The 26397-nt window shown below is 43.7% G+C and carries 24 protein-coding genes and 3 tRNA genes; 12 read left to right on the top strand and 15 right to left on the bottom strand.

Annotated features, from left to right (window positions below; all coding sequences use genetic code 11):
* The first annotated feature begins 14 nt into the window (after positions 1 to 14).
* Entirely contained in the window at positions 15 to 1898 is a 1884-nt protein-coding gene (locus tag J3U75_RS00315; RefSeq protein ID WP_323811341.1) for a lytic transglycosylase domain-containing protein, read from the top strand.
* 109 nt (positions 1899 to 2007) lie between these two features.
* On the top strand, positions 2008 to 2550 hold the full coding sequence (locus J3U75_RS00310; protein ID WP_267389988.1) for an isochorismatase family protein: 543 nt from the start codon (positions 2008 to 2010) through the stop codon (positions 2548 to 2550).
* Positions 2551 to 2726: 176 nt separating this feature from the next.
* Here J3U75_RS00310 and J3U75_RS00305 read toward each other — a convergent pair whose 3' ends face one another.
* Positions 2727 to 3197, bottom strand: coding sequence for a universal stress protein (locus J3U75_RS00305; RefSeq protein ID WP_267389987.1), 471 nt, complete (start codon positions 3195 to 3197; stop codon positions 2727 to 2729).
* A gap of 102 nt (positions 3198 to 3299) precedes the next feature.
* Between J3U75_RS00305 and J3U75_RS00300 the strand changes: the two genes are divergently transcribed.
* From J3U75_RS00300 to J3U75_RS00280, 5 genes are all read left to right on the top strand, one after another.
* Positions 3300 to 4076, top strand: coding sequence for a tRNA threonylcarbamoyladenosine dehydratase (locus tag J3U75_RS00300; protein ID WP_267390014.1), 777 nt, complete (start codon positions 3300 to 3302; stop codon positions 4074 to 4076).
* An 8-nt stretch (positions 4077 to 4084) separates the two neighbouring features.
* Complete coding sequence (locus J3U75_RS00295) at positions 4085 to 4891, top strand: segregation and condensation protein A (protein WP_267389986.1); 807 nt, start codon at positions 4085 to 4087, stop codon at positions 4889 to 4891.
* Positions 4892 to 4974: 83 nt separating this feature from the next.
* Positions 4975 to 5886, top strand: coding sequence for a PaaI family thioesterase (locus tag J3U75_RS00290; RefSeq protein ID WP_267389985.1), 912 nt, complete (start codon positions 4975 to 4977; stop codon positions 5884 to 5886).
* A gap of 83 nt (positions 5887 to 5969) precedes the next feature.
* The gene (gene pncB, locus J3U75_RS00285) at positions 5970 to 7199 is read left to right on the top strand and encodes a nicotinate phosphoribosyltransferase (protein WP_100141515.1); all 1230 of its coding nucleotides are present in this window, start codon (positions 5970 to 5972) and stop codon (positions 7197 to 7199) included.
* Positions 7200 to 7305: 106 nt separating this feature from the next.
* A complete protein-coding gene (locus tag J3U75_RS00280; RefSeq protein ID WP_267389984.1) occupies positions 7306 to 7716 on the top strand; it encodes an RNA-binding S4 domain-containing protein in 411 nt (136 codons plus the stop codon).
* Between the two features lie 46 nt (positions 7717 to 7762).
* Here the strand turns inward: J3U75_RS00280 and J3U75_RS00275 are convergent, their stop codons facing one another.
* The 11 genes from J3U75_RS00275 to J3U75_RS00225 form a co-directional block, all read right to left on the bottom strand.
* Positions 7763 to 8323 carry a TIR domain-containing protein gene (locus J3U75_RS00275; protein ID WP_267389982.1) on the bottom strand — a complete coding sequence of 187 codons (561 nt, stop codon included), beginning with the start codon at positions 8321 to 8323 and terminating at the stop codon, positions 7763 to 7765.
* Between the two features lie 175 nt (positions 8324 to 8498).
* Positions 8499 to 9911 (bottom strand): dihydrolipoyl dehydrogenase, encoded by a 1413-nt coding sequence (lpdA, locus tag J3U75_RS00270; RefSeq protein ID WP_267389981.1) that lies wholly within the window; start codon positions 9909 to 9911, stop codon positions 8499 to 8501.
* Between the two features lie 147 nt (positions 9912 to 10058).
* The gene (gene odhB, locus J3U75_RS00265; RefSeq protein WP_267389980.1) at positions 10059 to 11279 is read right to left on the bottom strand and encodes a 2-oxoglutarate dehydrogenase complex dihydrolipoyllysine-residue succinyltransferase; all 1221 of its coding nucleotides are present in this window, start codon (positions 11277 to 11279) and stop codon (positions 10059 to 10061) included.
* Between the two features lie 66 nt (positions 11280 to 11345).
* Positions 11346 to 14168 (bottom strand): 2-oxoglutarate dehydrogenase E1 component, encoded by a 2823-nt coding sequence (locus J3U75_RS00260; RefSeq protein ID WP_267389979.1) that lies wholly within the window; start codon positions 14166 to 14168, stop codon positions 11346 to 11348.
* Between the two features lie 197 nt (positions 14169 to 14365).
* Positions 14366 to 15649, bottom strand: a complete 1284-nt coding sequence (gene gltA / locus J3U75_RS00255) for a citrate synthase (protein WP_100141520.1) — start codon at positions 15647 to 15649, stop codon at positions 14366 to 14368.
* A gap of 73 nt (positions 15650 to 15722) precedes the next feature.
* Positions 15723 to 15980 (bottom strand): succinate dehydrogenase assembly factor 2, encoded by a 258-nt coding sequence (locus J3U75_RS00250; RefSeq protein WP_100152102.1) that lies wholly within the window; start codon positions 15978 to 15980, stop codon positions 15723 to 15725.
* Positions 15980 to 16684: a succinate dehydrogenase iron-sulfur subunit gene (locus J3U75_RS00245; RefSeq protein ID WP_100152103.1), complete on the bottom strand. Its 705-nt coding sequence runs from the start codon at positions 16682 to 16684 to the stop codon at positions 15980 to 15982. The genes J3U75_RS00250 and J3U75_RS00245 overlap by 1 nt, the downstream gene beginning before the upstream one ends.
* Positions 16685 to 16696: 12 nt before the next feature.
* Positions 16697 to 18466 carry a succinate dehydrogenase flavoprotein subunit gene (gene sdhA, locus J3U75_RS00240; RefSeq protein WP_100141523.1) on the bottom strand — a complete coding sequence of 590 codons (1770 nt, stop codon included), beginning with the start codon at positions 18464 to 18466 and terminating at the stop codon, positions 16697 to 16699.
* Between the two features lie 2 nt (positions 18467 to 18468).
* On the bottom strand, positions 18469 to 18816 hold the full coding sequence (gene sdhD / locus J3U75_RS00235) for a succinate dehydrogenase, hydrophobic membrane anchor protein (RefSeq protein WP_267389978.1): 348 nt from the start codon (positions 18814 to 18816) through the stop codon (positions 18469 to 18471).
* A complete protein-coding gene (gene sdhC, locus J3U75_RS00230; RefSeq protein WP_100152105.1) occupies positions 18813 to 19193 on the bottom strand; it encodes a succinate dehydrogenase, cytochrome b556 subunit in 381 nt (126 codons plus the stop codon). The genes sdhD and sdhC overlap by 4 nt, the downstream gene beginning before the upstream one ends.
* Before the next feature lie 139 nt (positions 19194 to 19332).
* Positions 19333 to 20100: a GntR family transcriptional regulator gene (locus J3U75_RS00225; RefSeq protein ID WP_267389977.1), complete on the bottom strand. Its 768-nt coding sequence runs from the start codon at positions 20098 to 20100 to the stop codon at positions 19333 to 19335.
* A 223-nt stretch (positions 20101 to 20323) separates the two neighbouring features.
* On the opposite strand from J3U75_RS00225, the gene J3U75_RS00220 reads away from it, so the two are divergent.
* Entirely contained in the window at positions 20324 to 21301 is a 978-nt protein-coding gene (locus J3U75_RS00220; protein ID WP_267389975.1) for a malate dehydrogenase, read from the top strand.
* 58 nt (positions 21302 to 21359) lie between these two features.
* Here the strand turns inward: J3U75_RS00220 and J3U75_RS11355 are convergent, their stop codons facing one another.
* A complete protein-coding gene (locus tag J3U75_RS11355) occupies positions 21360 to 21536 on the bottom strand; it encodes a protein MIGRI (RefSeq protein ID WP_416384666.1) in 177 nt (58 codons plus the stop codon).
* Between the two features lie 80 nt (positions 21537 to 21616).
* Here J3U75_RS11355 and metX point away from each other — a divergent pair, with 80 nt between their 5' ends.
* The 4 genes from metX to J3U75_RS00200 all read left to right on the top strand — a co-directional run bounded on the left by metX (position 21617) and on the right by J3U75_RS00200 (position 25726).
* A complete protein-coding gene (gene metX / locus J3U75_RS00215; RefSeq protein ID WP_267389974.1) occupies positions 21617 to 22756 on the top strand; it encodes a homoserine O-succinyltransferase MetX in 1140 nt (379 codons plus the stop codon).
* Positions 22753 to 23349, top strand: a complete 597-nt coding sequence (gene metW, locus J3U75_RS00210; protein WP_100141529.1) for a methionine biosynthesis protein MetW — start codon at positions 22753 to 22755, stop codon at positions 23347 to 23349. Before metX ends, metW begins: the two co-directional genes overlap by 4 nt.
* Before the next feature lie 272 nt (positions 23350 to 23621).
* Positions 23622 to 25343, top strand: a complete 1722-nt coding sequence (gene argS / locus J3U75_RS00205; protein ID WP_267389973.1) for an arginine--tRNA ligase — start codon at positions 23622 to 23624, stop codon at positions 25341 to 25343.
* A gap of 298 nt (positions 25344 to 25641) precedes the next feature.
* Positions 25642 to 25726 (top strand) — tRNA-Leu (locus J3U75_RS00200).
* Positions 25727 to 26192: 466 nt separating this feature from the next.
* Here the strand turns inward: J3U75_RS00200 and J3U75_RS00195 are convergent.
* Both J3U75_RS00195 and J3U75_RS00190 read right to left on the bottom strand, forming a co-directional pair.
* Positions 26193 to 26268: transfer RNA gene (locus J3U75_RS00195), tRNA-Val, on the bottom strand.
* 26 nt (positions 26269 to 26294) lie between these two features.
* A tRNA-Asp gene (locus tag J3U75_RS00190) sits at positions 26295 to 26371 on the bottom strand.
* Positions 26372 to 26397 lie beyond the last annotated feature (26 nt).

The following is a 26397-nucleotide window of genomic DNA, read 5'->3' as shown; positions in this document are numbered from 1 at the left end:
TTGAAGGAAAAAAATTGATTAAACACTTAAAGATGCTGAAAGCAAAACTGACTAACCAACAGCATCTCATTTCCGGCACTTTGCTGCTTCTTACCGCATGCAGCAACCAGCACGAAGTCGCGCTCCAGCCCATCAACAAAAACAGTGGTCAAGCCATCCTGCCGGGTACGCAAGCCACTGAAGCACCGGACAAAGTCATCAGCAGTTTTCAGCAATATCAAAATGCTCTTAAAGCAGCCAAAAATGGCGATGATATTTTACCGGCTCAGTTTCTGGCTCATCAGCCAGACAGCGCCATGAGCAATAGCATACGCAATAGTTGGTTACAGCAGTTAGGTAAACGTGGCAACTGGACAGTATTCCGCCAGCAATATGATTTTCTGGATAAAAATTTCCGCGATCTGGAAACACGGTGCTATGCCGCACAAGCAGGAATAGATAATGACAATGAGTTATTAGCCAGTTTGAGCATAGAATCCGGCAATCTTCCATTAGGATGCAATCGCTGGCTTGAACAGGCTGCTGCCCGTCAACAAATTAGTGCCCAAAGTGGGTGGCGACGTGTACGCAACCTGTTGGCACTGAATCAAATTACTAATGCACGTAATTTAGCTCAAGCTTTAGGCAGTCCCTTACCAGATCCGTTGGGCAGCAGCACTGGTGGAAGTCAGGGCGCACAAGAAGCTTTACTGTATCAAGTTATCAATAAGGATAATCGCAACAAAGACAGTGCCGCTAGCACCCTAGAGCAACTTTCAGCCAGTCTCACCAAAGAACAAATTGGCTTCGGCTGGGCGCAATTGGGGCTGGCTCAAGCAAATAGTCTCAATTCTGCTAAAGCTCTGAATTATTTTGACCGAGCCACCCCAGCACAGATGAATAACGAAATGTGGGAATGGTATGCTCGCTCAGCACTGCGTCTGCAGCGCTGGCAAAAACTTAATAGCATCATCCTCAGCATGCCAACAGCGCTACAGCAGCAAGTTACATGGCAATATTGGCTGGCTCGCAGTTACCGCTCATTGGGGCAAAATAGTCAGGCGAACGCCATATTCCAAAAAACAGCTCAACGCGGACATAATTTTTATGCGTTGCTAGCTAAAGAAGCTTTGGGCAGCAAAGCCAACACCAGCAGCACTGTGGGCAAAAGCAGCCAGCAAGTTCAGAACAGAATAGCAGCTGACGGTAATATCCACCGTGCGCTGACATTATTTAAAACCGCACAAGCAGAAAATAACTGGCCAATGCGCCGACTGGCTCAGCAAGAATGGCGTTATGCTACACGTAACTTCAACGACGACACCCAAATCGCAGCTGCCACCCTTGCAGAAAACAATGGTTTTTATGAAATGGGAATTTACAGTGCAGATAAAGCGGATAACCTCCTCAACTACGAATTGCGTTATCCGGCGCCATTTAAAGAGCTGGCCGTACCATTTGCTCAAGAAGCCGGTATAGACCCTGCGTGGGTATATGGCTTAATCCGTCAGGAAAGCCGCTTTATGATCGGCGCCCGCTCCAACGTTGGTGCAGCCGGCCTGATGCAAGTGATGCCGGCTACAGCCCGTGACATCGCCAGCCGGCTAGGTATGGATAGTAATGAGCTGTATACCATGCGCGGCAATATCCGTATGGGAACTTGGTATATGGGCAATGTACGCAAACAGTTTGGCGATGAAGTGCTCACCACCACCGGCTACAATGCCGGACCTAGCCGCGCTCGCCGATGGCAGGCAAATACACCTCTGGAAGGGGCCATTTATGCCGAAACTATTCCATTTGACGAAACCCGAACCTACGTCAAAAATGTTATGGCCAATACCACTTATTATGCCAACCTTTTTGGCGAAAAGCGTACCACGCTGACAGAACGTATGGGTACCGTACCGGCACGGTAACCTGCTGACACTTACCAGCCTTGCCAGCCTTAACCCGTACTTACTTTCCGCTACCTACAAATAATGCATAATTATCGTGTAAATTACTCAACCATTGGGAAAGCAAATTATGTTGTTAGACCGCAAACGCTCCGCCGTATTAATGATTGATTTACAGACACGCTTGCTGCCAGCCATCAGCAACACCGATGAACTACTAAACAGCAATGTATGGCTGGCCGAATTGGCAAATGATATGGCCATTCCAACCATCATAAGCGAACACTGTGTCGATAAAATTGGCTCTACCCGTGAAGAAATCATTACCGCTGCGCCGCAGGCTAAAATTGTACAAAAACAAAGCTTTTCCGTATATTCTGCTGGTGTACTTACAGCTGATAATCTGCAAAATGCAAGCCAGATTGTCATATCCGGTATAGAAGCGCATATCTGTGTATTACAAACAGCTCTGGACCTACGTTCGCAAGGATATGAAGTATTTGTTGTAGCCGATGCCGTAGGTTCTCGCCGTCAACGTGATCTGGAGCTGGGTCTGTCTCGCATGCAGTCTAATGGATGCAATATAGTTAGCCGAGAAATGATAGCATTTGAATGGCTAGGTTCAGCCAATAATCCACAATTTCGAGAAATTCACAAAAAATTCATTCGTTAATTTAGTCTGAGTCCTAACATTACCACTGCACCCTTAATAAAAAATGGGTGCAGTTTTATTTTCATCCTCAGCACAATATTACAAAATAAAAAGCCGAATCCGTATCACCCCAGATTCAGCTTCATTTAAAGGATAATATATCCATTCTCAATTTCTGAATAAACCAGCGTTAACCTTTAACCTTCCCCATTAGTATCACTTCGGATAATCAAGAGCGGCAAATTAGTTTCACGCATCACTGTTTCAGCAAAACTACCCATAAGCAAATGCATTAGACCACTGCGGCCATGTGTACCTAAAATAATTAGGTCACTACTTTTTTCGTCAGCATAATCCACCAGCATCTGCGCCATTTCCTTTGCTCCTTTATTAGCTATCAGCAAATGGCGGTGTACTCTGTTCTGCGGCAATTGTTTCAAAGCCTTATTTACCGCATCGTCCAGAACAGTATTCCCTTCAGACAATGCAGCCGCTTCGTAACTTTCATGCTGCAGAAACTCAGGTGCCAGCGCCATATATTCAGTCGGATTGGCCACATTTACCACTGTTAATTCTGCTTCTTCACTTTTAGCCAGTCCAATAGCATGCTCCAGAGCATTTTCTGAAGTATGGCTGCCATCCACCGCCACAAGTAAATGTTTGTACATGAAACTCTCCTTATCGTTTTTGCAATTCGAATCATCAGGCAGATACAGTATAATACCACTACCTGCTAAAAACGGCTTTTTGGATTTTACTACGTGTCGCAGATGTTCCATTCCTCAGTAAATTATCAGCGCCGCTTCGGTGGTATTGCACGATTATACGGCGAAGACTCCTTACAACGATTCGCCTCTGCACATATATGCATTGTTGGTCTCGGTGGCGTTGGCTCATGGGCTGCAGAAGCATTGGCACGCAGTGGTATCGGCTCTCTTACACTGATTGATTTGGACAACGTAGCTGAATCCAACATCAATCGACAGCTACCGGCTTTAATCAGCCTGATTGGCAAGCCAAAAGTAGAAGCACTGGCCGAACGCATTGCCGACATTAATCCCGATTGTCAGGTTAACTGCATTGAAGATTTCGTCGATGTTGACAATATTAGCCAGATATTCAAACAGCCCTTTGATTTTGTTATCGATGCCATTGATCAGGTGCGTGTCAAAGCAGCCATGGCTACTTACTTTATCGCACAGCACCAACCATTTATTGTTTCCGGCGGCGCCGGCGGACAGAAAAATGCTGCCCTAATTCAAAGTGCCGATTTAAGCCGTGTAACTAATGACCGCATGCTGGCCAGTATGCGTTATACCTTGCGCAAACGGCATGGTTTCAGTCGCCAGCCGGCAGACAAGATGTACATACCCTGCATTTATTCGAGCGAAAATATTACTCCGCCACAAGCAGGTAGCTGCCAGACAGAATCAAGCGCTCCACAGGGGCTTTCCTGCGCTGGATATGGTGCTTCCATGGTGGTCACAGCCAGTTTCGGCCTGCGTTGTGCACAGGCGTGTCTTGATCATCTATGCAGACATACCTGAGCTCAAGCATGAATACCGTTAACCCAGCAGAACACACTGTTGCCATTTTATTCGGACAAGCTGTCACTGAAATTCCTCAGGATTTGTTTATCCCACCCGATGCATTACAAGTAGTTTTACAAAGCTTCGAGGGACCGCTGGATTTATTGTTATATTTGATCCGAAAACAAAATATCGACGTTCTCGATATTCCAATGCTCACCATAACCGAACAGTATCTCTCATACATTCAGCAAATGGAGCAGCATGAGCTGGATTTAACGGCTGAATATTTGCTAATGGCAGCGGTACTGATTGAAATCAAAACTCGCCTGCTCCTTCCTGCACCACCGGCCGAGGAAGAAGAAGTTGCTGACCCCCGCGCAGAACTGGTTCGCCGCCTGCTTGCTTATGAACAGATGAAACTGGCCGCAGCCGGAATCGATGCCTTACCTCGTGCTGGACGAGATTTCGGCTGGGCATGGCTACCAGTAGAACTCATTGCCGTCACTCAGCCACCTCAGGTACAGGTGGCTGATTTAACCCGCGCATGGTTAGCGATTCTGGCGCGTTCACAGCACAATCGCAGCCATAATGTAATTAAAGAAACCCTGTCAGTACGTGCCCAGATGAGCATGGTTTTGCGACACCTGCAAACTCGGCAGCAATGTTATTTCACCGAACTTTTCTGCCGTAATGATAGTTTGGCTTTGGTCGTTACCACATTCATTGCACTGCTGGAGCTCGCAAAAGAAGGTTTGGTGTACATTACTCAGCAACAAACAGATGATCCGATATCAATTAGAACTGCCAGTAATGAATCTACTGACAATTAAGCGCCACATCAGAGACCAGTCACATAGTGACAAGTTTATTGAAAAACCCTAATATAAATAAATTTATATATCTGGATAAAGTCATGGCTGTCAACCCTACTATATTTAATACCGCTTTTAATACTTGTCTGGATTTACCTCATTGCCGTTGGCTAAAAATTTATGGTGAATGCACATCCGATGAACCTGTCATCTCTGTTGACTGGAGAGATGAACTACTGGAAAACAAAGAAACCGGCAATATCCATGGAGGTGTTATTACGACGCTAGTAGATATGGCTTCAGCCTGTACACTTGCCGCTCAGTTTGAACGGTTTGAATCTATAGCAACATTAGATATGCGAATCGATTACCTGAAACAACCTGTACCCGGACAAGCTATTCACGCACGTGCACATTGTTACAAAACCGAAGGACAGATCGCCTATATACGCAGCCATTGCTATCAAGAAGATGAAACCCAACCCTTTGCGCTGGGCATGGCTACCTTTGTTCACAGACTAATATCCCTTTCAGAGCTACAGGTAACAGTGAAACAGCTCAAAAAAGAGCGATCCGAATTGAAAAGAGCCACAATTAATCATGACGCAGAATTGAAAAGAAGAGCTTATGAGTTGATGCCCTACAGCAAAGCCATCAATCTAAAAATCGGTACAGATAGCGAAAATAGACGAATATATTGTCTACCTTTTTCTCAAGACTATATAGGTGATTTTATACAGATGGCATTACATGGCGGCTTAATTGGTGGTTTTTTACAAAGCTGTATAAATTTACATGTGATGGAAGAGCTAAATCTTTCTTCACCAGCCCGAATTATTGACTATTCAACTGATTATTTACTGAGTGGCAGGCCTGAGGACAGTTATGCCCGATGTGAGATCATTCATGCAGGTAAGCGCATTTCACAGGTCACCGCAACCATGTGGCAAAGCCGAATTGAAAAGCCTATAGCTTTTGCTCGGGCGCAGATACAAATGCCTGTAGTTGAATAAAAAAAATCAATTGTTTGTCCATTTCAGAAATTTTGTTACACAATTTCTGTAACAGCAATATTTTAGTGAGTTGACCCAGCTTTATGGCTATTGATACCAACCGCCCTCCGATTATCCAGTCTTTACTGGACACGGACCTGTATAAATTCACCATGCTTCAGGTAGTCCTGCACCAGTTTCCACAAGCTACTGGGGTTTATGAATTTCGCTGTCGCAATAACCATGAAACCGCTTACCCGCTTGGGGATATTCTGGAAGAACTTGACTGGGAATTAGATCGTCTATGTCAGATGAAATTCAACGAAGATGAATTACTATATCTGCGGAGCTTACGCTTCATCAAAAGTGATTTTGTCGACTACATGGAGCTGTTTCAGTTAAAACGTCGGTTTATCAGTACCAGTATCGATAACAATCATTATCTTAATATCCGCATAGAAGGCCCGATCATACAGGCCATGTTTTTTGAGATATTTGTTTTGTCGATAGTCAATGAACTTTACTTCCGTCGTCTAGAAACTCCCGAAATAATTGCTGAAGGAAAACGTCGATTAAAAAATAAAGCTGAGCTGATACACCAATATGCTAATGAACAGCAACATTATGGCTCACCTTTTATAGTTTCCGATTTTGGTACCCGCCGGCGCTATCGTTATACATGGCAGAAACATGTGGTAAAAACCCTTCGCGAAGCCGCTCCCAGCGTATTTCGTGGCACCAGCAATGTTCACATAGCCAAAGAATTTGGCCTAATACCTATCGGCACCATGGCGCATGAATTCCTTCAGGCCTTTCAGGCGCTGGATGTACGTTTACGTGATTTCCAAAAAGCGGCTCTCGAAGCATGGGTACACGAATATCGCGGCGATTTAGGTATCGCTTTAACTGATGTAGTCGGCATGGATGCTTTCCTGCGCGATTTCGACCTATACTTTGCAAAGCTGTTTGATGGACTGCGCCATGACAGCGGCGATCCGTATATCTGGGGTGAAAAAGCCTACAACCATTATCGGAAACTACGCATTGACACTCGTACCAAAATGTTAACATTCAGTGATGGGCTCGACTTACAGCGGGCGTGGGATCTATACGTCCATTTTAACAAACGCTTTAAAACCAGCTTCGGTATCGGTACTAACTTCACCTGTGACATGGGATTGACACCATTAAACATCGTATTAAAACTGGTAGAATGCAATGGCCAGTCTGTAGCCAAAATTTCTGATTCACCTGGCAAAACCATGTCTGATAACAGCACATTTCTGGCTTATTTGCGCCAAGTATTCGATATACCAGATATTAACAAATATTAAAAAAATAAAGCCAGTGTATTATTTATGTAGCAACTCAGAAAGAAAAGTTACTTTTTTACCGGCTTTAAATCATTTAAAAAACACACCTATATAGGACACACCAAAAATGAAGAGAAATAACGATGCCAGCACCACCAGCATGCGACTGGACAAATGGCTATGGGCAGCACGTTTTTTTAAAACCCGAGCTCTGGCTCAGAAACACATCGAGCTCGGACGCGTTTTGGTAAACGGAGCCAAAGTGAAGAACAGCAAAAATATTCAGGTAGGCGACAGTATAGACCTGACGCTTAACTCATTGCCCTATAAAATTGAGGTTCAGCAACTCAATCACATGCGCCGACCCGCCTCTGAAGCACGTTTACTCTACAGTGAAGACGAAAGCGTTGCCACCAAACGTGCAGAACTCAAAGCCCTCAAACAGGCCAGCCAGATAAGTGCTGCATATCCCGATGGTCGGCCAACTAAACGAGATCGCAGAGCGCTAGATAAAGTAAAAAGACACTGGGAAGACTGAATATAAATTCAACAGCAGCTCGGATAAAGCAAGTACCCTACTTATCTTACATAGTAAGCATATAATTATTAGGCTTAATGTGGGTATTCCTAACAAAATTACTCTTTTTAAGCGCCTTAGCTACCATTTCTTTATTGAATGGAACATGCAACACCGGCACCTGAGATTTTAACTTTTTAAAAAGCGGTAACTTATTCCAGAAATAGTGAACCTTAAAGTTCATATTATTTTTACCACTAACCAGCATATCTTTCTTTTCGCGTATTTCTGTATAAATCACAATTACCGGTAGCCTCAAACGCCCGATTCCATATTCAAGTTCCTCTTTCAAACTGCGTGACTGAAAAGTATCCTCACTTAATATTAAAATAATATTATCTGCTCGGTTTAAACGCTCTTTAATACGTGGCTTTAACACCCCTTCCCAATCGCTACCGTCGCGTACATCATATTTTTTAGCATGAATATCATCAAACAGAAATTGCTCATCCTGAGTTTTCCACGTTTTCAGCTGATTATAAAAAAAATAGTCTCTTTGTATTAACGCCCCCGCCGCATACTCATTAAATGGTTCATCAACATAAAAAATACTGTAATTACTGGGCATAACATTTCTCCTCAATTATTATCCAGACCATCACCACACATCGCTAAATATTACAGTAAATAGAAACAAAATCCCACTTAAAAAACTTTAAAATACAAACACATATAATCAAATGTAATAATTAAGATAAAAAAACCGCATCCCAGAGGATGCGGTTGATACTTACTTCTAATATTTATTTAATAGAAGAAGCAGCCTCATGCATAGCTTCAGACAAAGTCGGATGGGCATGAACAATACGGGTAATATCCTCACTAGAGGCTTTAAAGTCCATAGCCATTACTGCTTCGGCAATCAGCTCAGAAGCCACCGGCCCAATGATATGCGCACCCAGCACACGATCAGTTTCCGCATCGGCTAGAATCTTAACAAAACCTTTTGCCTGTCCCATACCCAGCGCACGACCATTTGCAGCAAAACTAGACTGACCTTTTTTATACTTCACGCCAGCAGCTTTCAACTGCTCCTCAGTCTGACCAACCCAAGCGATTTCCGGATGAGTATACATCACAGCAGGAATGGTATTCATATCTACAAACGGTTTCTGACCAGCAATACGTTCAGCCACTGCCACACCCTCAGCAGAGGCTTTATGAGCCAGCATCGGGCCTCGTACTACGTCGCCAATCGCCCAAACATTAGGCAGATTAGTACGGCATTCATCGTCCACTACAATAAAACCACGTTCGTCTTTTTGCAGGCCAACACCCTCAGCATTCAGACCATTGGTATTTGGAATACGGCCAATCGCAATAATTAACTTATCAAAAGACTCGGTTTTTTCTTCACCGCCAACAGTATATTTAACCGTCACACTGTTTTCAGCTTTAACAATTTCATTCACCGTTACACCCAGATGAATGTTCAGACCCTGCTCTTTAGTGAAAACCTTAAATGCTTCTTTTGCCACCTGCTGGTCAGCAGCAGCTAAGAAAGTAGGCATTGCTTCCAGAATGGTTACTTCTGAGCCTAGACGATTCCATACAGAACCCATTTCCAGACCAATCACACCGGAACCAATCATACCCAGCTTAGTTGGTACCGCTTCAAGATTCAGCGCACCTTCATTATCCAATACATTAATATTATCAATTTCAGTAATTGGCAGCGGGCGCGGTACAGATCCAGTAGCAACAATCACATGCTTAGCTGTAACCTCCTGTTTGTTACCATTGGCATCTACTTCAATCTGCCATAAACCATCAGCCTGACCAACCAGAGAACCTTTACCAAAAATACTTTCAACTTTGTCTTTTTTGAACAGAAAACCAATACCATTTGTCAGCTTACTAACAATAGCATCTTTACGTTCAATCATTTTTTTTGCATCAAAGCCCTTAACCTGAACATCAATACCATGTTCAGCAAATTCAGATTGCGCGGCATGGTAATTCTCACTGGTCTGCAACAAAGCTTTAGAAGGAATGCAACCTACATTTAGACAAGTACCACCCAGAGCCGGACCATCCCCTTTTTTATTTAAACCAGCATCAATACAGGCAGTTTTAAAACCCAGCTCAGCCGCACGAATGGCTGCAACATAGCCCCCAGGACCAGCACCGATTACCACAACGTCAAATTGAGACATTAAAATTCCTTTCAATCATGAATATTTCTGACTGATAAAATAAAACCGTAATGTGGCACAAACGCCATTTGATTCGGTGTGGCCAGCATTACGGTTTATCTTCATCAAGCTGCCATAATTTGAGAATACGGCAGCCAGCAAATCAAATTACAGTTCCAGCAACAAGCGAGCAGGATCTTCCAGCGCATCCTTAATAGCTACCAGTGTCAACACAGCTTCACGGCCATCAATCAGACGATGGTCATAAGACAGAGCCAGATACATCATCGGACGTACCACTACCTGACCATTTTCTACTACTGCACGTTCTTTGGTTGCATGCATGCCCAAAATAGCAGACTGAGGTGGATTAATAATCGGTGTAGACATCATAGAACCGAATGTTCCACCATTGGTAATACTGAATGTACCACCAGTCAGGTCTTCCAGAGCCAGCTTACCGTCTTTAGCTTTAACTGCATAATCATGAATGGCCTGCTCAATATCAGCAATGCTCATCTGATCTGCATCACGCAAAATAGGCACAACTAAACCACGAGGACTGCCAATAGCAATACCAATATCAAAATAGCCATGATAAACAACATCAGTGCCATCAATAGAAGCATTAACCACAGGGTATTTCTTCAACGCAGCCACTGCAGCTTTAACAAAGAAAGACATAAAGCCCAGTTTAATACCATATTCTTTCTGGAACTGTTCTTTATAACGGTTACGCAAATCCATAACCGGCTTCATATTCACTTCGTTAAATGTAGTCAGAATCGCATTTTCATGCTGAGACTGCAGCAAACGTTCAGCAACACGTGAACGCAGACGAGACATCGGCACGCGCTGTTCTACACGATCACCGGCAGCCACAGGTGTAGCAGCTTTAGTAGTAGCCATGGTCGGAGCAGCAGCCAATGCAGAGGCTGCAGCAGCAACATCTTCTTTTAATACACGACCATCACGACCAGAACCTTGGATCGTAGCAGTATTTACACCTTTTTCCGCAGCCAGCTTAGCAGCTGCAGGCATAGCTACACCAGCCTGAGACTGATTTGCCGGTGCAGCAGAAGCAGAAGTTGCAGCAGCAGGGGCAGATTCCGCAGGGGCAGCAGCGGCTGGCGCAGATGCTTCAGCAGTAGCTGAAGTATCAATTTTGGCCAGTAACTGACCAGCAGTCACAGTAGCACCATCTGCTTCAATAATTTCGACCAACTTACCTGCTTGCTGAGCAGGCAGCTCCAACACAACTTTATCCGTTTCCAGATCAATCAGGTTTTCATCACGCTGTACGAATTCACCCACTTTTTTATTCCAGGTCATCAGAGTGGCTTCAGTCACACTTTCCGGAAGCATGGGAACGGTTACATCAATAATCATGGATTACTCCTAAAAAAGGGCCAAAGGCCACCACACAGGTGGCCGGTTATTCATTACAGATTCGGATTATTTCAATTCCAGAGCATCATCAACCAATTGTTTCAGCTGAGCAACATGTTTGCTCATATAGCCCACAGCTGGAGAGGCGCTGGCAGGACGGCCGGCAAAAATAACTTTCTGCTTGCTGCTGGCAATCGCTTCAATGCGGTGACGGATCTGGAACCATGCACCCTGATTTTTCGGTTCTTCCTGAGCCCACAGAATTTCAGTAGCATTCGGGTAGCGGCTTAGTTCAGCAGCCAGTTGCTCGTAAGGGAAAGGATACAACTGTTCAACACGCACAATCGCGATATCCTTGCCTAAATCACGTTCCATGCGTGCTTTATTGATATCGTAGTACACCTGACCGGCACACAGAATCACACGCTTAACAGTATTTTCATTGCCCTCAACCTGATCACCGATTACCGGTCGGAAAGAATGGCCTTCAGTGAAATCACTGAGCGGACTCATAGACTCATTGAAACGCAACAGACGTTTGGACATGAAAATAACAAGAGGTTTACGATACGGACGCAATACCTGACGACGCAACACATGGAACATCTGCGAAGCTTCAGACGGCATTACCACCTGAATATTTTCTTCAGAACACAATTGCAGCCAGCGTTCCAGACGACCAGAAGAGTGCTCAGGACCTTGTCCATCATAACCGTGCGGTAAAATCACCGTTAGACCACACAGACGACCCCATTTGGTTTCACCTGAAGTGATAAATTGGTCAATGGCAACCTGTGCACCATTGGCAAAATCACCAAACTGACCTTCCCAGATAACTAAACGATCTGGAGCACTGCAAGCAAAACCATATTCATAAGCCAATACAGCTTCTTCATTCAGAATGGAATCAATTACCAAGAAAGAAGCCTGATTATCACTCAAGTTACGCAATGGTACGTAAGCACCAGCATCACTTTTTTCCCGTTTCTGATCATGCAGCACAGCATGGCGATGTGAGAAAGTTCCGCGACCGGAATCTTCACCAGAAATACGTACACCATTACCATTGGTTACTAAGCTTGCATAAGCAAGTGTTTCAGCCATACCCCAATCAACAGGTTGAGTACCCTCTGCCATAGCAACACGGTTAGCCAACATTCTTTTAACAGTATTATGTGGCGTAAAGCCCTCAGGCAGCGCAGTAAATTTAGCAGTAAGACGTTTAATATCGGCCTCAGGAATACCGGTTTCTACCGGATGATTCCAGTGAGTACCAATATATGGTGTCCAGTCTACAGCATGCTTGTGGTTGTAATCAGTCAGCGTGGTCTGTTCTACATGCTCACCTTTATCCAGCGCATCACGATAAGCCTGAATCATTCCATCAGCTACTTCTTTGCTAATCACATTTTCATTTACCAGACGGTCTGAATACAATGCACGGGTACCCGGATGCTGATGAATCTTGTTGTACATCATAGGCTGCGTGAGCATCGGGTCATCACCCTCGTTATGGCCCAGTTTGCGGAAGCAAACGATATCCACAACTACATCTTTGCCGAAAGACTTACGATAATCCATCGCCAGTCCCATTACATAGCTCACTGCTTCAGGATCATCACCGTTTACATGGAAAATCGGCGCATCAACCATTTTAGCCAAATCAGTGCAGTACACGGTAGAACGGGTATCGCGTAAATCAGAAGTCGTAAAACCAATCTGATTATTAATTACAATATGAATCGTGCCACCGGTGGTATAACCACGGGTTTGAGACAGGTTGAAATTAGCCTGATTCACACCCAGACCAATGAACGCAGAATCACCATGAATCAATACCGGTAATACTGCTTTACGACCTGATTCCCCACGGCGTTTCTGACGTGCACGTACAGCACCTTCCACAACCGGATTCACAATTTCCAGATGAGATGGATTAAATGCCAGAGAAACATGCAGCGGTCCATTACCAGTAGCCAAGTCAGATGTGAAGCCCATATGGTATTTCACGTCACCACTTGGTAGCGTCGTAGTATATTTACCTTCAAACTCGCTAAACAAATCGCGAGGTTCTTTGCCTAGGATGTTAACCAGCACGTTCAAACGGCCACGGTGCGCCATACCAATCATGACTTCTTCTACACCCTGACTGCCACAATGCTGCATCAGATAATCCAGCGCAACAATAGTACTTTCTCCACCTTCCAGAGAAAAACGTTTTTGACCCACGTAGCGAGTATGCAGGTAGCGCTCTAGGGTTTCAGCAGCAGTAAGCTGCTTCAGAATACGGCGTTTGTGTTCAGGAGTATAACTACCGGCAGACAAATCTTTTTCTACACGATCTTGCACCCAGTTACGCTCATCTGGACGAGTAATGTGCATAAATTCCACACCAACCGTACCACAATATGTCTGATCCAGTTTATTTATAATTTCAGACAAAGGCAGCTGCTGGCTGCGGGAAAAATCACTGCCAGTATAGAATTTAGTAGACATATCGGCAGCAGTCAGACCGTACTGTGCCGGATCCAGCTCAGCCAGATATTCTTTTGGACGCCGTTTCAACGGATCCAGATTTGCATTACGGCTGCCCAGAATACGATAAGCATTCATCAGATTTAAAACTGATACTTGCTTTTGCAACATATTTAAATCAACACTGCCCTGTGCAGCACCATGCTGTTTAGACAGATTTACAAACGACTCTTGAATCGGTAATTGCGGTATATCTTTGGCAACATAGCCCGGCAAAGCAGCCACTTTGTCAAAATAATCTTTCCAGTATTCATCAACTGAATCTCTATCTTTCAGGTAGCTCTCATATAACTCCTCTATATAAGGAGCATTGGCACCGTATAAATAAGAAAGACTGGTTTTTTCTTCCATCATGGTAAAAACCCTTTTTTACCTTAAACTATAAAACAGGAATATAACTATCCCCTACCAATATTCAACTCGAGAATCGAATGCCGATTCCAGATTACCGCATATCAACATACCGATTCCAGATCACCACGCAAGCACATGGGGATGAAGCATTAGTATGTTTCAGGCAGCTAAAAAGCTGCCTGAATACACCAACTAAATTAGCGTTTATCTACAGGTAGATAATCGCGACGGCCGGCACCAGTATATAACTGCCTTGGACGGCCGATTTTCTGATGTGGGTCAGCAATCATTTCATGCCAGTGTGAAACCCAGCCTACTGTTCGCGCAAGAGCAAACAAAACAGTAAACATCGTTGTAGGAATGCCCAATGCACTCAGAACAATACCAGAGTAAAAGTCTACATTTGGATAAAGCTTGCGTTCAATGAAATAAGGGTCTTCCAATGCGATTTTTTCCAAAGCCATTGCCAGCTTGAATTTAGGACTATCGTGTAAACCCAGCTCATTGAGCACTTCATCACAAGTCTGTTTCATGATTTTGGCTCGAGGATCCATGTTTTTATAAACACGGTGGCCAAAACCCATCAGACGATAACGTTTTTCTTTAACTCCCTGCATAAATTCTTCAACGCGGGATACATCACCAATCTCATCCAGCATTTTCAGTACAGCCTCATTGGCACCGCCATGAGCCGGACCCCACAAACAAGCAATACCTGCTGCAATACAGGCGAAGGGATTGGCTCCAGACGAACCGGCCAAACGTACAGTAGAAGTGGAAGCATTCTGCTCATGATCAGCATGCAGGATAAAAATCCGATCCAAAGCACGTTCTAACACAGGATTAACCACATAATCCTCAGTTGGCTTGGCAAACATCATATGCATGAAATTGCCAGTATAAGACAGACTGTTACGCGGATAATTGAAAGGTAAACCTTTTGAATAGCGATAGCACATGGCCGCCAGTGTCGGAACCTTGGCAATCATACGGTATTCAGCGATCCGACGATGCTCAGGATTGCTGATATCCAGACTATCCTGATAAAACGCCGCCAGTGCACCTACAACCCCCACCATCATTGACATCGGATGAGCATCACGACGAAAACCTCGGAAGAACCAAGTCAACTGCTCATGCACCATGTTATGACGCAACACACCCAGTTCAAATTTCTGTTTTTCGACTGCATTAGGTAATTCACCATAGATAAGCAAATAACAGGTTTCCAAATAATCACTCTGTTCTGCCAGTTGCTCAATGGGATATCCCCGATAATATAACTGCCCCTTTTCACCATCAATGAAGGTGATTTTCGATTCACAGGATGCGGTTGAAGTAAAACCTGGATCAAACATAAACATGTTGGTAGTACCATACAGTTTACGAATATCAACCACATCTGGTCCCAGCGTACCAGATAACACTGGCATTTCAAAAGGCTCTTGCCCCTCGACGTTGAGTATAGCGTTCTTGGTCATCCCTAACTCCTTAATTTTCAATTTTTCTATTTAAATAATCTAAACTTAAATACATTAACAAAAGTAAGGCGTTTCACAACCTCTCAGCCTGTCTGATTTTTTCCAGAACAGGCTCAAATTCAGGGTACGCACATTCTTCCGCTTTATTGATTAATGCCAGAATTTCCGGATCCGGCAAATCCATTAACGCCACAAAAGCTGCCAGCTCACTATCCGACAAATGGTCAAAAACCTGTGTCATGAATCTGCCTAGAATAATATCTAGTTCCAGCAGACCCCTACGAGCTAACCAACGAATGCGGCGTTTGGCATTATCATCAAAGTGTTGCATCAAATTGCTCTTCTTAACATTAAATCTTTAATCTTGCCTATAGCTCGAGTCGGATTAAGGTGTTTCGGACACACATCCACACAATTCATAATCGTATGGCAGCGAAACAAGCGATATGGATCATTAAGATTATCGAGTCGTTCATTAGTACGCGTATCACGAGTATCGGCAATAAAACGATAAGCATTGAGCAGACCAGAGGGACCTACAAACTTATCGGGATTCCACCAAAATGAAGGGCAAGAAGTTGAGCAGCAAGCACAAAGAATACATTCATAAAGACCATCTAGCTCCTTACGCTCAGCCTGTGTTTGCAAGCGTTCACGCGTTGGTGCTGCTGTATCATTAACCAGATAAGGTTTAATAGAATGATATTGATTAAAAAACTGTGTAAAATCAACAATCAAGTCTCGGATCACCGGTAGGGCCGGCAAAGGTTTCAACACAATCGGCTGCTTCAGGCTACGAATATCCGTCAAGCAGGACAATCCGTTTTTACCATTGATATTCATACCATCCGAACCACAGATACCTTCACGGCAGGAGCGACGGAAAGACAGACTATCGTCCTGTGCTTTCAGTTTAATCAGTGCATCTAGCAGTTTGACATCTGTTGGTTCAATTTCAAGTTCATAATCTTTCATGTACGGCTTATCATCCACATCGGGATTATAGCGGTACACCTGGAAGCGGATTTTTTCCATCTTGATAGTTCCTTAGTAAACGCGTTCAGCCGGTTTTATATATTCCACACTCAAAGGTTTAGTGTGTACTGGTTTATATTCCAGATGCTGATCTTCAGCGTAATACAATGTGTGTTTCATCCAATTTTCATCGTCACGTTTAGGGTGATCATCAGAAGCATGAGCACCACGTGATTCTTTACGTGCAGCAGCAGAAACCAGTGTAGCCTGAGCCACTTCAATCAGGTTATCCAGTTCCAGCGCTTCAAGTCGTGCTGTATTCCAAACCTTACTCTTATCGTGAATCTGAGATTTAGCCACACGAGTAGCTATCTCATTGATTTTATCTACGCCTTCTTTTAACAAGGCATCGGTGCGGAATACACCAGCATGCGACTGTACACAACGCTGCAAATCAGTACGAACATCAGACACTTCTTCACCATTCGTCTGATTTTCCAGTCGGCTGAGACGTGCCAAGGTTTTCTCACCGGCATCAGCTGGCAATTCACGATGAGCAACCTGCTGATTAATATACTCAATCATGTGGTCACCGGCCGCTTTACCAAACACCACCAAATCAAGTAAAGAATTAGTACCCAGACGGTTGGCTCCGTGCACAGATGCACACGCACACTCACCTGCAGCATAAAAACCAGGTACAGGAGCTTCCAGATCATCACCTTTGGCCATAACTACCTGACCGTGATAATTAGTCGGAATACCACCCATCATATAATGACAGGTTGGCACCACCGGTATCGGGTCTTTAATCGGATCCACACCGGCAAACTGAATGGAAATTTCGCGAATACCCGGCAATTTTTCCATAATTTTCTGCGCACCTAGGTGGTCCACTTTTAGCAAAACATGATCTTTATTTTTACCGACACCACGGCCTTCATGAATTTCAATAGCCATCGCACGAGACACTACATCGCGGCATGCTAAGTCTTTTACAGTAGGTGCATAGCGTTCCATAAAACGCTCACCTTCACTGTTTAGCAAGATTCCACCTTCACCACGTACGCCTTCAGTAATCAGCACACCAGCACCTGCCAAACCTGTAGGGTGGAACTGCCAAAACTCCATGTCTTCCAATGGAATACCTGCACGAGCTGCAATCCCCAGTCCATCGCCGGTATTCATATAGGCATTAGTAGAGGAAGCATAAATACGACCGGCACCGCCAGTTGCAAAAAGCACAGCCTTAGCATGCAGAATGTAAACTTCACCAGTTTCCATTTCCATGGCAACTACACCAATGACCACACCCTCCGAATCCCGAATCAGATCCAGCGCTGCCCACTCTACAAAGAACTGAGTTTCAGCATGAACATTTTGCTGATACAAAGTATGCAGCATGGCATGGCCAGTACGGTCAGCCACGGCACAAGCACGCTCGACAGCTCTTTTACCAAATTCGGCAGTATGCCCGCCAAAAGGACGCTGATAAATTTTGCCGGATTCAACACGGTCAAATGGCATACCCATGTGTTCCAGCTCTACCACCGCATCAGGTGCACGACGAGTCATGAACTCAATTGCGTCCTGATCACCCAGCCAGTCAGAACCCTTTACGGTATCGTACATGTGCCAGCTCCAGTGGTCTTCCTGCACATTACCCAGCGAGGCGGAAATACCACCCTGAGCAGCAACCGTATGCGAACGAGTTGGGAAAACTTTAGATAGCACCACTGTATTTAAACCTGCTTTAGATAATTGCAGAGCCGCACGAAGCCCTGCACCACCGCCGCCAACAATTACTGCATCAAAACGACGTACCGGCAAACTCTTGGGCATACTCATGCTAACCCCCAAATCACTTTAACAGAATAAATCAGACTGCCTAACAGCCATAAAATAGTAGCCACATGTAAAAACAGGCGTAAACCCGCCGGTTTAATGTAATCCATCCATAAATCACGAATACCAATCCAGGCATGCATCACCAGTGCCAGCACAAATATCTGAGTTACCACGCGCACCCAAGTCAAGCTAAAAAAACAGCGCCAATCCTGATAAGTATGGGGTAAACAGATGATCATGATTAAAAACAGCACTGAATACACCAGCATGATGACAGCGGTGATGCGCTGCATAATCCAGTCGCGCAAGCCATAGTGCGCGCCAGCTAATTTACGGTCTATCATGATAATAAACACGCTCCATAAATAATAACGGTCAATACAATTGCACATACCACCACAGCTTTGGCAGAAGCTCGTGCTGTTTTCAGTTCTGTACCTTTATGTATATCCAGAAGCAGAAAGCGAATACCGGCCAGACTGTGATAAACGTAAGCCAGCAACAGCACAAAAAGAATGCACTTAACCAAAGGATGGTGTACTAATGCCTGATAAGTATTAAACGCAGATTCATGGGACAGCGTACCTGCAAACAGCCACAATAAAACCGGAATACAGATAAACAGTGCCACACCACTGAAACGATGAAAAATAGATACAATACCCGGAATGGGTAATCGTATCTTTTGAATATCCAGATAAACTGGCCTTTCCTTTTGCATCGGTAACTCCTCTTGATTATTAGAAGATTTAACTCAAAACCAGCGACTCACGCCGCCTCAAACCGAAATTTACTGCAATTGACCCAGTTTTTAACAAACCAGTCAAAAAACAACAGATAAATTATTTACAATTCAGTCTTCAAAAATCTGCTGAGCTTTTTAATGAAAGCTGCAAAGCCTGACTTCCGAATTGTAAATAACGCCGGCGCCACTCATACGCTACACCGTCAACACTCTGACTTAGGCGCCCCAGACAAAGTGCAGATGTAACCACATCCGCTTTTAACAGTTTGGCTGTTTCTGCACGCAGCGAAGTCTGCCAGAGCCATTGTTGCGCAGTATCCACCAGAACATCATATTCAATCAACAAAAAAGCATAAAAACTACCGCGGCGACGCACAAAACGTACATTTAAATCCGGTAATAATGCAACAGGTAAATACATTTCATCTACTGCCACCTCTGTATAACCAGTACGCCACAGCAGCATAATTTTCCAAACAGATTCTGACACCTTAATACCCAGCTGCTCAGCCGTTTCTTCATCAGCAGCGGCAACCGCAAGACTCAATACTTCAGCCACAGGCCAGATTTTTTCCAGCCTATCCTTGTGTAAGGCAGGTATTTCCGTAAAAGGAAAACAACCCCAATCCCAGTTTTGCTTAGTAACAAAAGTACCCACCCCTTGCTGGCGCTGCAAAATACCACGCGCCGCCAATTCACTCAGACCCTTACGTATCGTACCCTGACTGACTTTCCACTGCTCTGCCAGATTCCATTCGCTTGGAAGAGGCTGGCCAGGTTTGAAATCGCCATCCACAAGTAGGTGTACTACCCGCTTCATGACAGACTGATATAGAGGAATATGCCTTTTAAGCGGATTAAGTTTGAATCTATTGTACGACATTTCTAACTCAAGTAAACAAAGTCTTATATAAGACATAAGATATCACAAAAATTGCTAAAATATTCTCAAAAAACATCATTCCATTACGTCAATTAATTTAATTTTGAACAAAATTTTGCTATCATACCGACCATAATTTTGTGGTGCAGCATCATCAACCACCTTGTAAAGACAAGAAAAACTATTTGTTGTCGTGTTTATTTATTAATTAAGAGGACAAGTTATGAAAAAACCTGTACGCATTGCCGTAACGGGTGCTACTGGCCAGATTGGTTATGCTCTGCTATTCCGTATCGCCAGCGGCGATATGCTTGGAACCGATACACCGGTTATTCTTCAACTGCTTGATTTGCCACAATCACAGACTGCTGCACAGGGTGTCATGATGGAATTGCAGGATTGTGCATTTCCCCTGCTGGTTGATATGTTTGCAACTCATGATCCGGAAGTAGCATTTAAAGATGCGGATATTGCCATTCTCGTGGGCGCTCGCCCGCGCAGCAAAGGAATGGAACGCAGCGATTTACTTCAAGCAAACGCCGAAATCTTCGCAACTCAGGGTGCGGCGCTAAATAAAGTAGCCAGCCGCAATGTTAAAGTAGTAGTGGTTGGCAATCCAGCCAATACCAATGCTTACATTGCCATGAAATCGGCGCCCGATTTACCCGCTAAAAATTTCACTGCCCTGATGCGTCTGGATCACAATCGCGCACTCAGTCAATTGGCAGAAAAAACGGGTAAGCCAGTAAGTAAAATCAGTAAATTATGCGTTTGGGGCAATCATAGTCCCACCATGTATGCAGATTATCGCTTTGCCACCATTGATAACGAAAATATAGCAGAGATGATTAATGACCAAAGCTGGTATGAGAACGAATTTCTGCCTAAAGTTGGTAAGCGGGGATCAGCAATTATCGAAGCACGTGGCCTTTCCTCTGCAGCTAGTGCGGCCAATGCCATCATTGATCAAATTCATGATTGGGTAATCGGTACTGACGGCGAATGGGTTACTATGGGTGTGCCTTCTGATGGTTCTTATGGCATTCCGGAAGAAATGGTATTTGGCTTCCCGATGACCTGCGAAAATGGTGAGTACACTATCGTCAAAGATTTGCCAATAGATGAATTCAGCCAGCAACGCATTAATCAGACTCTGGCCGAGCTTGAAGAAGAAAAAGCCGAAGTCAGCAATTTAATTTAACATTTCAAACCTGTTTTCGGCCAGCACTAATTGCTGGCCGTTTTATCTTAGCGAAGCTTCAGTCTCCTTTTAGCACATATAACAAGCATATCAGCGCTGCCATACTTAACAATATTATCGCCAGACTGTTCACCCAGTAATTTATTGATTCTCTATTCCGCTTTCTCAGTACGCATCTGTATATCACCACCAAAAACAAAACAATTATCAACAGACGCAGTAATCGTCCAATCATTTACTTTCCAAAACATGTAATTCTGTGCAAACAACGTAAAGTCGTTATAATGCCCATTTTCTATTCTTTTACATATTCTCATGAAAGAAATAGACAGTATAGGCCTTGTCACCCCTCAGAAGCTGTTTTTTGACTGCCCGCTCACCCTGCAGAATGGTAGCGTTTTACCACATTTTGAGCTAATGATAGAAACCTATGGCTGTCTAAATGCAGATAAAAGCAATGCGGTACTGATTTGCCATGCGTTGTCTGGAAATCATCATGTTGCAGGTTACCACAATCGCGATGACAAACATCCCGGCTGGTGGGATAACATGGTTGGTCCTGGCAAACCAGTTGATACCAATCATTTTTTTGTCGTGGGACTGAACAATCTGGGTGGGTGCCATGGCAGCACCGGACCTTTAAGCATCAATCCCACTACCGGACAGGCTTATGGTGCTGAATTTCCAATAGTTACTGTAAAAGATTGGGTGAAAAGCCAAGCTATGCTGGCCGATCGGCTAGGTATCCAGCAATGGGCTGCTATCATGGGTGGCAGTCTAGGTGGAATGCAGGCACTACAATGGGCCATTGATCAACCAAAACGATTACGCCATGCGCTGATTATCGCTTCAGCACCCCGTTTATCTACCCAGAATATTGCTTTCAACGATGTCGCTCGACAAGCCATACTGACTGACCCCGACTTCTGTCAGGGTCACTACGTACAACAACAAAAAATTCCACGTCGTGGTTTGCGCATTGCACGAATGATGGGACACATCACTTACCTTGCTGAAGACGGTTTGGGCAAAAAATTTGGCCGGCAAATGCGTCAGCCAAATTATCAATATGATTACAATGTCGAATTTGAAGTAGAATCATACCTACGTTATCAGGGTGACAAATTCGCCGAAATGTTCGATGCCAATAGTTATTTACTAATGACAAAAGCTCTGGATTATTTCGATCCGGCAAAAGATTTTGATGGCAATTTGGTAGCCGCAGTCTCAACAATTCAAGCTAAAATATTTCTGGCCAGCTTCAGCAGTGACTGGCGTTTTTCACCCAGACGATCACAGGAATTGCTGGACGCATTGGTGGCAGCCAACAAACCTGTACAATATATCGCGCTTAACTCCGTTCACGGCCATGATGCTTTTTTAATGGAAGACAAGGATTATCAGGCCGCCATCCGCATTTACTTCAATAACATAGCTAGCGAACTTACATTATGAACACTTCTACTACGCCATTGCGTGGTGACTTACAACTAATTTTCGACTGGATAACTCCAAATAGCCGTGTTCTGGATTTAGGTTGCGGAGATGGAGAATTGCTGGCTGCACTGGTTAAACACAAAAATTGTCAGGGTTATGGACTGGAAATTGCCACAGACTACGTTCTGGCGGCCATGCAACGTGGTATCAATGTAATACAGGCTGATCTGGAAGCAGGACTGCAACACTTCAATGATAATAGCTTTGATATTATCGTTTTAAGCCAAACCATTCAATCCATGCAGAATACAGAAAAAATTTTACAGGAAATGAAACGTGTAGCACGTGAAGCCATCGTTACTTTTCCCAATTTTGGTTACTGGCGCAACCGTTTGCAAATTGCTTTACGTGGCCACATGCCCGTATCTGAACGCATGCCCTATCAATGGTATAACACACCCAATATACATTGGTGTACTTTACAGGATTTTGACAAGTTATGTGCCAAAAACCATTTAAATGTGCTGCAACGCGCCGTAATGAGTGGCAATAAACGTATCTCATTGTGGCCAAACCTATTAGGTAGTCTAGCTTTTTATCGCGTAGGTTAAAAATAAAAAGAAATAGTAGCTTCTGCTCTAAGCCTTAAAACAATTGCTAGGGTAACCATCATGTACGCTCTTATTTTCAACCCAGAAAACGTCACATCAACCAAAATTCAGCCCCCAGCACACTCATATTCATAACACCAATCTGGGTAAAACTATCATTTATCTCACAATCAGCAGCAATCCAAAAATCACCTTGCCGATAATAGTCTTTGCGGATGCGATTTAAGCGTATTTATGCGAAAATTAGTCATTTTCTTAAGTACTGAATCAACATGAAATTACATCAACAAGTTGCGGCTGAAGTAACAAAAGCTTTCAGCGCAACCGGACTTGCTGAACACCAGATCATTTTACAACCCGCCAAAAACCGTGATTTTGGTGATTATCAAATTAACGGCGTAATGGGTGCTGCCAAAAAAACAAAGCAGAATCCACGTGAACTGGCAAAAAAAGTTGCTGACTCTCTATCAGACAACCCGTTGATAGCCTCCGCCGAGGTTGCCGGTCCCGGCTTCATCAACTTACGATTACGCCCAGAAAAATTGGCTCAGTACATCCAATCAGCTTTACAAAACGAAAATCTGGGGATTGCCCAAAGCAGCACTCCACAAACAGTAGTAATCGATTATTCCTCGCCCAATCTAGCCAAAGAAATGCACGTCGGACACTTGCGATCAAGCATCATAGGCGATAGTCTCAACCGCATACTGTCCTTTCTTGGCCATAAAGTAATCCCGCAAAATCACGTTGGAGACTGGGGCACCCAGTTTGGCATGCTGGTAGCCTATCTGATAGAACAGCAGAAAAACGGCAATGCAGCACTAGAACTAGCTGATTTAGAACAATTCTACCGCAATGCCAAAGTTCGATTTGATGAAGACGAAAACTTTGCCAATACTGCGCGCGAGTATGTCGTAAAACTTCAGAGTGGCGACAAAGAAGTTTTAGCATTATGGCAGCAATTTGTACAAACATCACTGCAGCATGCACAGGCCATATATCAAAAACTAGGACTGAAACTGCAACCTGAAGATGTAACCGGAGAATCCTTTTACAACGATCAGTTGCAATCTACAGTCAACGAATTGCTGGATAAAGGTATCGCCGTAGACAGTGACGGCACCAAAGTTGTTTTTTTGGAAGAATTTAAAAACCAAGATGATGAACCAGCACCTTTTATTATCCAGAAAAAAGATGGCGGCTTTCTGTACGCTAGCACTGATTTAGCTTGCCTGCGCTATCGCATTAATACCTTGCATGGTGACCGATTAATGTATGTAGTTGATGCACGTCAGAGCCTGCATTTCGACGAACTATTTACCGTAGCACGTAAAGCCGGCTGGCTACCCGATAGCGTGCATGCAGAACATGTACCTTTCGGTACTATGATGGGTAAAGATGGTAAGCCGTTCAAAACCCGCAGTGGCGACACCGTAAAATTAATGGATTTAATTCACGAAGCTGTGAATCGCGCTTCCGCCTTAGTAGCTGCTAAAAATCCTAATCTGAGTGCTGACGAAATAGCTCATATCGGAAAGGTAGTTGGCATAGGTGCAGTAAAATACGCAGACTTAAGCAAAAACCGAACCAGTGATTATGTATTCGACTGGGACAGTATGCTGTCACTAGAAGGTAACACTGCCCCTTATTTACAGTATGCCTACACCCGTGTACAAAGCGTCTTCCGTAAAGCGGGCACATGGAATGAACAGTCACCGATTAGCCTCAAAGAACCATTAGAACTTCAGTTGGCTGTAGAACTACTCAAGTTTGAAGATATACTCGATAGCGTGGCAGAAACATCTTTTCCACATTATCTTGCTGCCTATCTGTACCAAATTGCCACCCTATTCAGCCGTTTCTATGAAGCCTGTCCTATTCTTAAAGCAGATGAATCCACGCGCAATAGCCGTTTACAGCTCACCAGCCTGACCGGTAAAACCTTACGACAAGGTCTGGCTTTACTGGGTATTGACACACTGGAAACCATGTAAACCTATTTTCATATGCAGAGAATACAGTACAGTCTGAAGCAAAGTAATTCAGACTGTACTGTATTGAACGACTACATAAATCATATTTGATTAATATCTGTATATGGTATGAAATTCTATTCAACCACAAGTTACTTAAATGAAATCAGTTTATTTCGTCTTTCTAGCAAGGTTTGTCTAGAATATTTTTATTGCCTTTAAACCGAATATTTATCTGTTTGTATATTCTTAATTTATTTTTCTTGGCACGTTTTTCAAACTATCTTATAATAATCGTCTGAATCAAGTTTTGATTTATGCGGATATGGCGAAATTGGTAGACGCACCAGATTTAGGTTCTGGCGCCGAAAGGTGTAAGAGTTCGAGTCTCTTTATCCGCACCACAGATTTAAAAAAAGGTATCTTTATTTAAGATACCTTTTTTTAATACCTCACATTTTCATCATAAATCATATCAACCAGTCTCTGAATCTAGTCCATAATATCTGGTTTTTTCTGAATGCAAACTAACTGAATTCTCTATATACCAATATTTTTATTAACTCTATAAATCTCCAAACAAAAAATTAAATGATCAATTGAAATTTGTTCTCCACCCAAAATTAAGAACAGTTTTCAAATTTTTTATTCTTCACTCGGAGGATATGATATACAGATGTGCTCAAAGCAATTACAAATTTGATCATGCACTGTTTTCAGCAAACCAAACTAAATTATGCAGGATACGTTGAATATTTACCGAATCTAAGTCAAATTGTTTTGCATATATATATTAAGCTGTCGGCACCACTCAGCAAGCTAATAACAAGGCAAATATGAATAAAACTAGAATGATATAAAAGATATGTTTGGTGGGTGATGACGGAGTCGAACCGCCGACATTCTGCTTGTAAGGCAGACGCTCTACCAACTGAGCTAATCACCCAAAAGAAAACAGCTAAATGGGTATANTGGCGCGGCGGACGGGGCTCGAACCCGCGACCCCCGGCGTGACAGGCCGGTACTCTAACCAACTGAGCTACCACCGCGCAAATTTTATGCTAATGCATAAAAT

This window comes from Snodgrassella sp. B3088 (assembly GCF_026535815.1).
In the GTDB taxonomy this organism is placed as follows: Bacteria; Pseudomonadota; Gammaproteobacteria; order Burkholderiales; family Neisseriaceae; genus Snodgrassella; species Snodgrassella alvi_E.
This window is presented reverse-complemented; position numbering and strand designations above follow the sequence as displayed.

What these genes read in the sequence shown, in the direction of transcription:
- J3U75_RS00310 (WP_267389988.1), top strand. Translation starts at nt 2,008, where the DNA reads ATGTTGTTAGACCGCAAACGCTCCGCCGTATTAATGATTGATTTACAG.
- J3U75_RS00305 (WP_267389987.1), bottom strand. Translation starts at nt 3,197, where the DNA reads ATGTACAAACATTTACTTGTGGCGGTGGATGGCAGCCATACTTCAGAA.
- J3U75_RS00300 (WP_267390014.1), top strand. Translation starts at nt 3,300, where the DNA reads ATGTTCCATTCCTCAGTAAATTATCAGCGCCGCTTCGGTGGTATTGCA.
- J3U75_RS00295 (WP_267389986.1), top strand. Translation starts at nt 4,085, where the DNA reads ATGAATACCGTTAACCCAGCAGAACACACTGTTGCCATTTTATTCGGA.
- J3U75_RS00290 (WP_267389985.1), top strand. Translation starts at nt 4,975, where the DNA reads ATGGCTGTCAACCCTACTATATTTAATACCGCTTTTAATACTTGTCTG.
- pncB (WP_100141515.1), top strand. Translation starts at nt 5,970, where the DNA reads ATGGCTATTGATACCAACCGCCCTCCGATTATCCAGTCTTTACTGGAC.
- J3U75_RS00280 (WP_267389984.1), top strand. Translation starts at nt 7,306, where the DNA reads ATGAAGAGAAATAACGATGCCAGCACCACCAGCATGCGACTGGACAAA.
- J3U75_RS00275 (WP_267389982.1), bottom strand. Translation starts at nt 8,323, where the DNA reads ATGCCCAGTAATTACAGTATTTTTTATGTTGATGAACCATTTAATGAG.
- lpdA (WP_267389981.1), bottom strand. Translation starts at nt 9,911, where the DNA reads ATGTCTCAATTTGACGTTGTGGTAATCGGTGCTGGTCCTGGGGGCTAT.
- odhB (WP_267389980.1), bottom strand. Translation starts at nt 11,279, where the DNA reads ATGATTATTGATGTAACCGTTCCCATGCTTCCGGAAAGTGTGACTGAA.
- J3U75_RS00260 (WP_267389979.1), bottom strand. Translation starts at nt 14,168, where the DNA reads ATGATGGAAGAAAAAACCAGTCTTTCTTATTTATACGGTGCCAATGCT.
- gltA (WP_100141520.1), bottom strand. Translation starts at nt 15,649, where the DNA reads ATGACCAAGAACGCTATACTCAACGTCGAGGGGCAAGAGCCTTTTGAA.
- J3U75_RS00250 (WP_100152102.1), bottom strand. Translation starts at nt 15,980, where the DNA reads ATGCAACACTTTGATGATAATGCCAAACGCCGCATTCGTTGGTTAGCT.
- J3U75_RS00245 (WP_100152103.1), bottom strand. Translation starts at nt 16,684, where the DNA reads ATGGAAAAAATCCGCTTCCAGGTGTACCGCTATAATCCCGATGTGGAT.
- sdhA (WP_100141523.1), bottom strand. Translation starts at nt 18,466, where the DNA reads ATGCCCAAGAGTTTGCCGGTACGTCGTTTTGATGCAGTAATTGTTGGC.
- sdhD (WP_267389978.1), bottom strand. Translation starts at nt 18,816, where the DNA reads ATGATAGACCGTAAATTAGCTGGCGCGCACTATGGCTTGCGCGACTGG.
- sdhC (WP_100152105.1), bottom strand. Translation starts at nt 19,193, where the DNA reads ATGCAAAAGGAAAGGCCAGTTTATCTGGATATTCAAAAGATACGATTA.
- J3U75_RS00225 (WP_267389977.1), bottom strand. Translation starts at nt 20,100, where the DNA reads ATGTCGTACAATAGATTCAAACTTAATCCGCTTAAAAGGCATATTCCT.
- J3U75_RS00220 (WP_267389975.1), top strand. Translation starts at nt 20,324, where the DNA reads ATGAAAAAACCTGTACGCATTGCCGTAACGGGTGCTACTGGCCAGATT.
- J3U75_RS11355 (WP_416384666.1), bottom strand. Translation starts at nt 21,536, where the DNA reads ATGATTGGACGATTACTGCGTCTGTTGATAATTGTTTTGTTTTTGGTG.
- metX (WP_267389974.1), top strand. Translation starts at nt 21,617, where the DNA reads ATGAAAGAAATAGACAGTATAGGCCTTGTCACCCCTCAGAAGCTGTTT.
- metW (WP_100141529.1), top strand. Translation starts at nt 22,753, where the DNA reads ATGAACACTTCTACTACGCCATTGCGTGGTGACTTACAACTAATTTTC.
- argS (WP_267389973.1), top strand. Translation starts at nt 23,622, where the DNA reads ATGAAATTACATCAACAAGTTGCGGCTGAAGTAACAAAAGCTTTCAGC.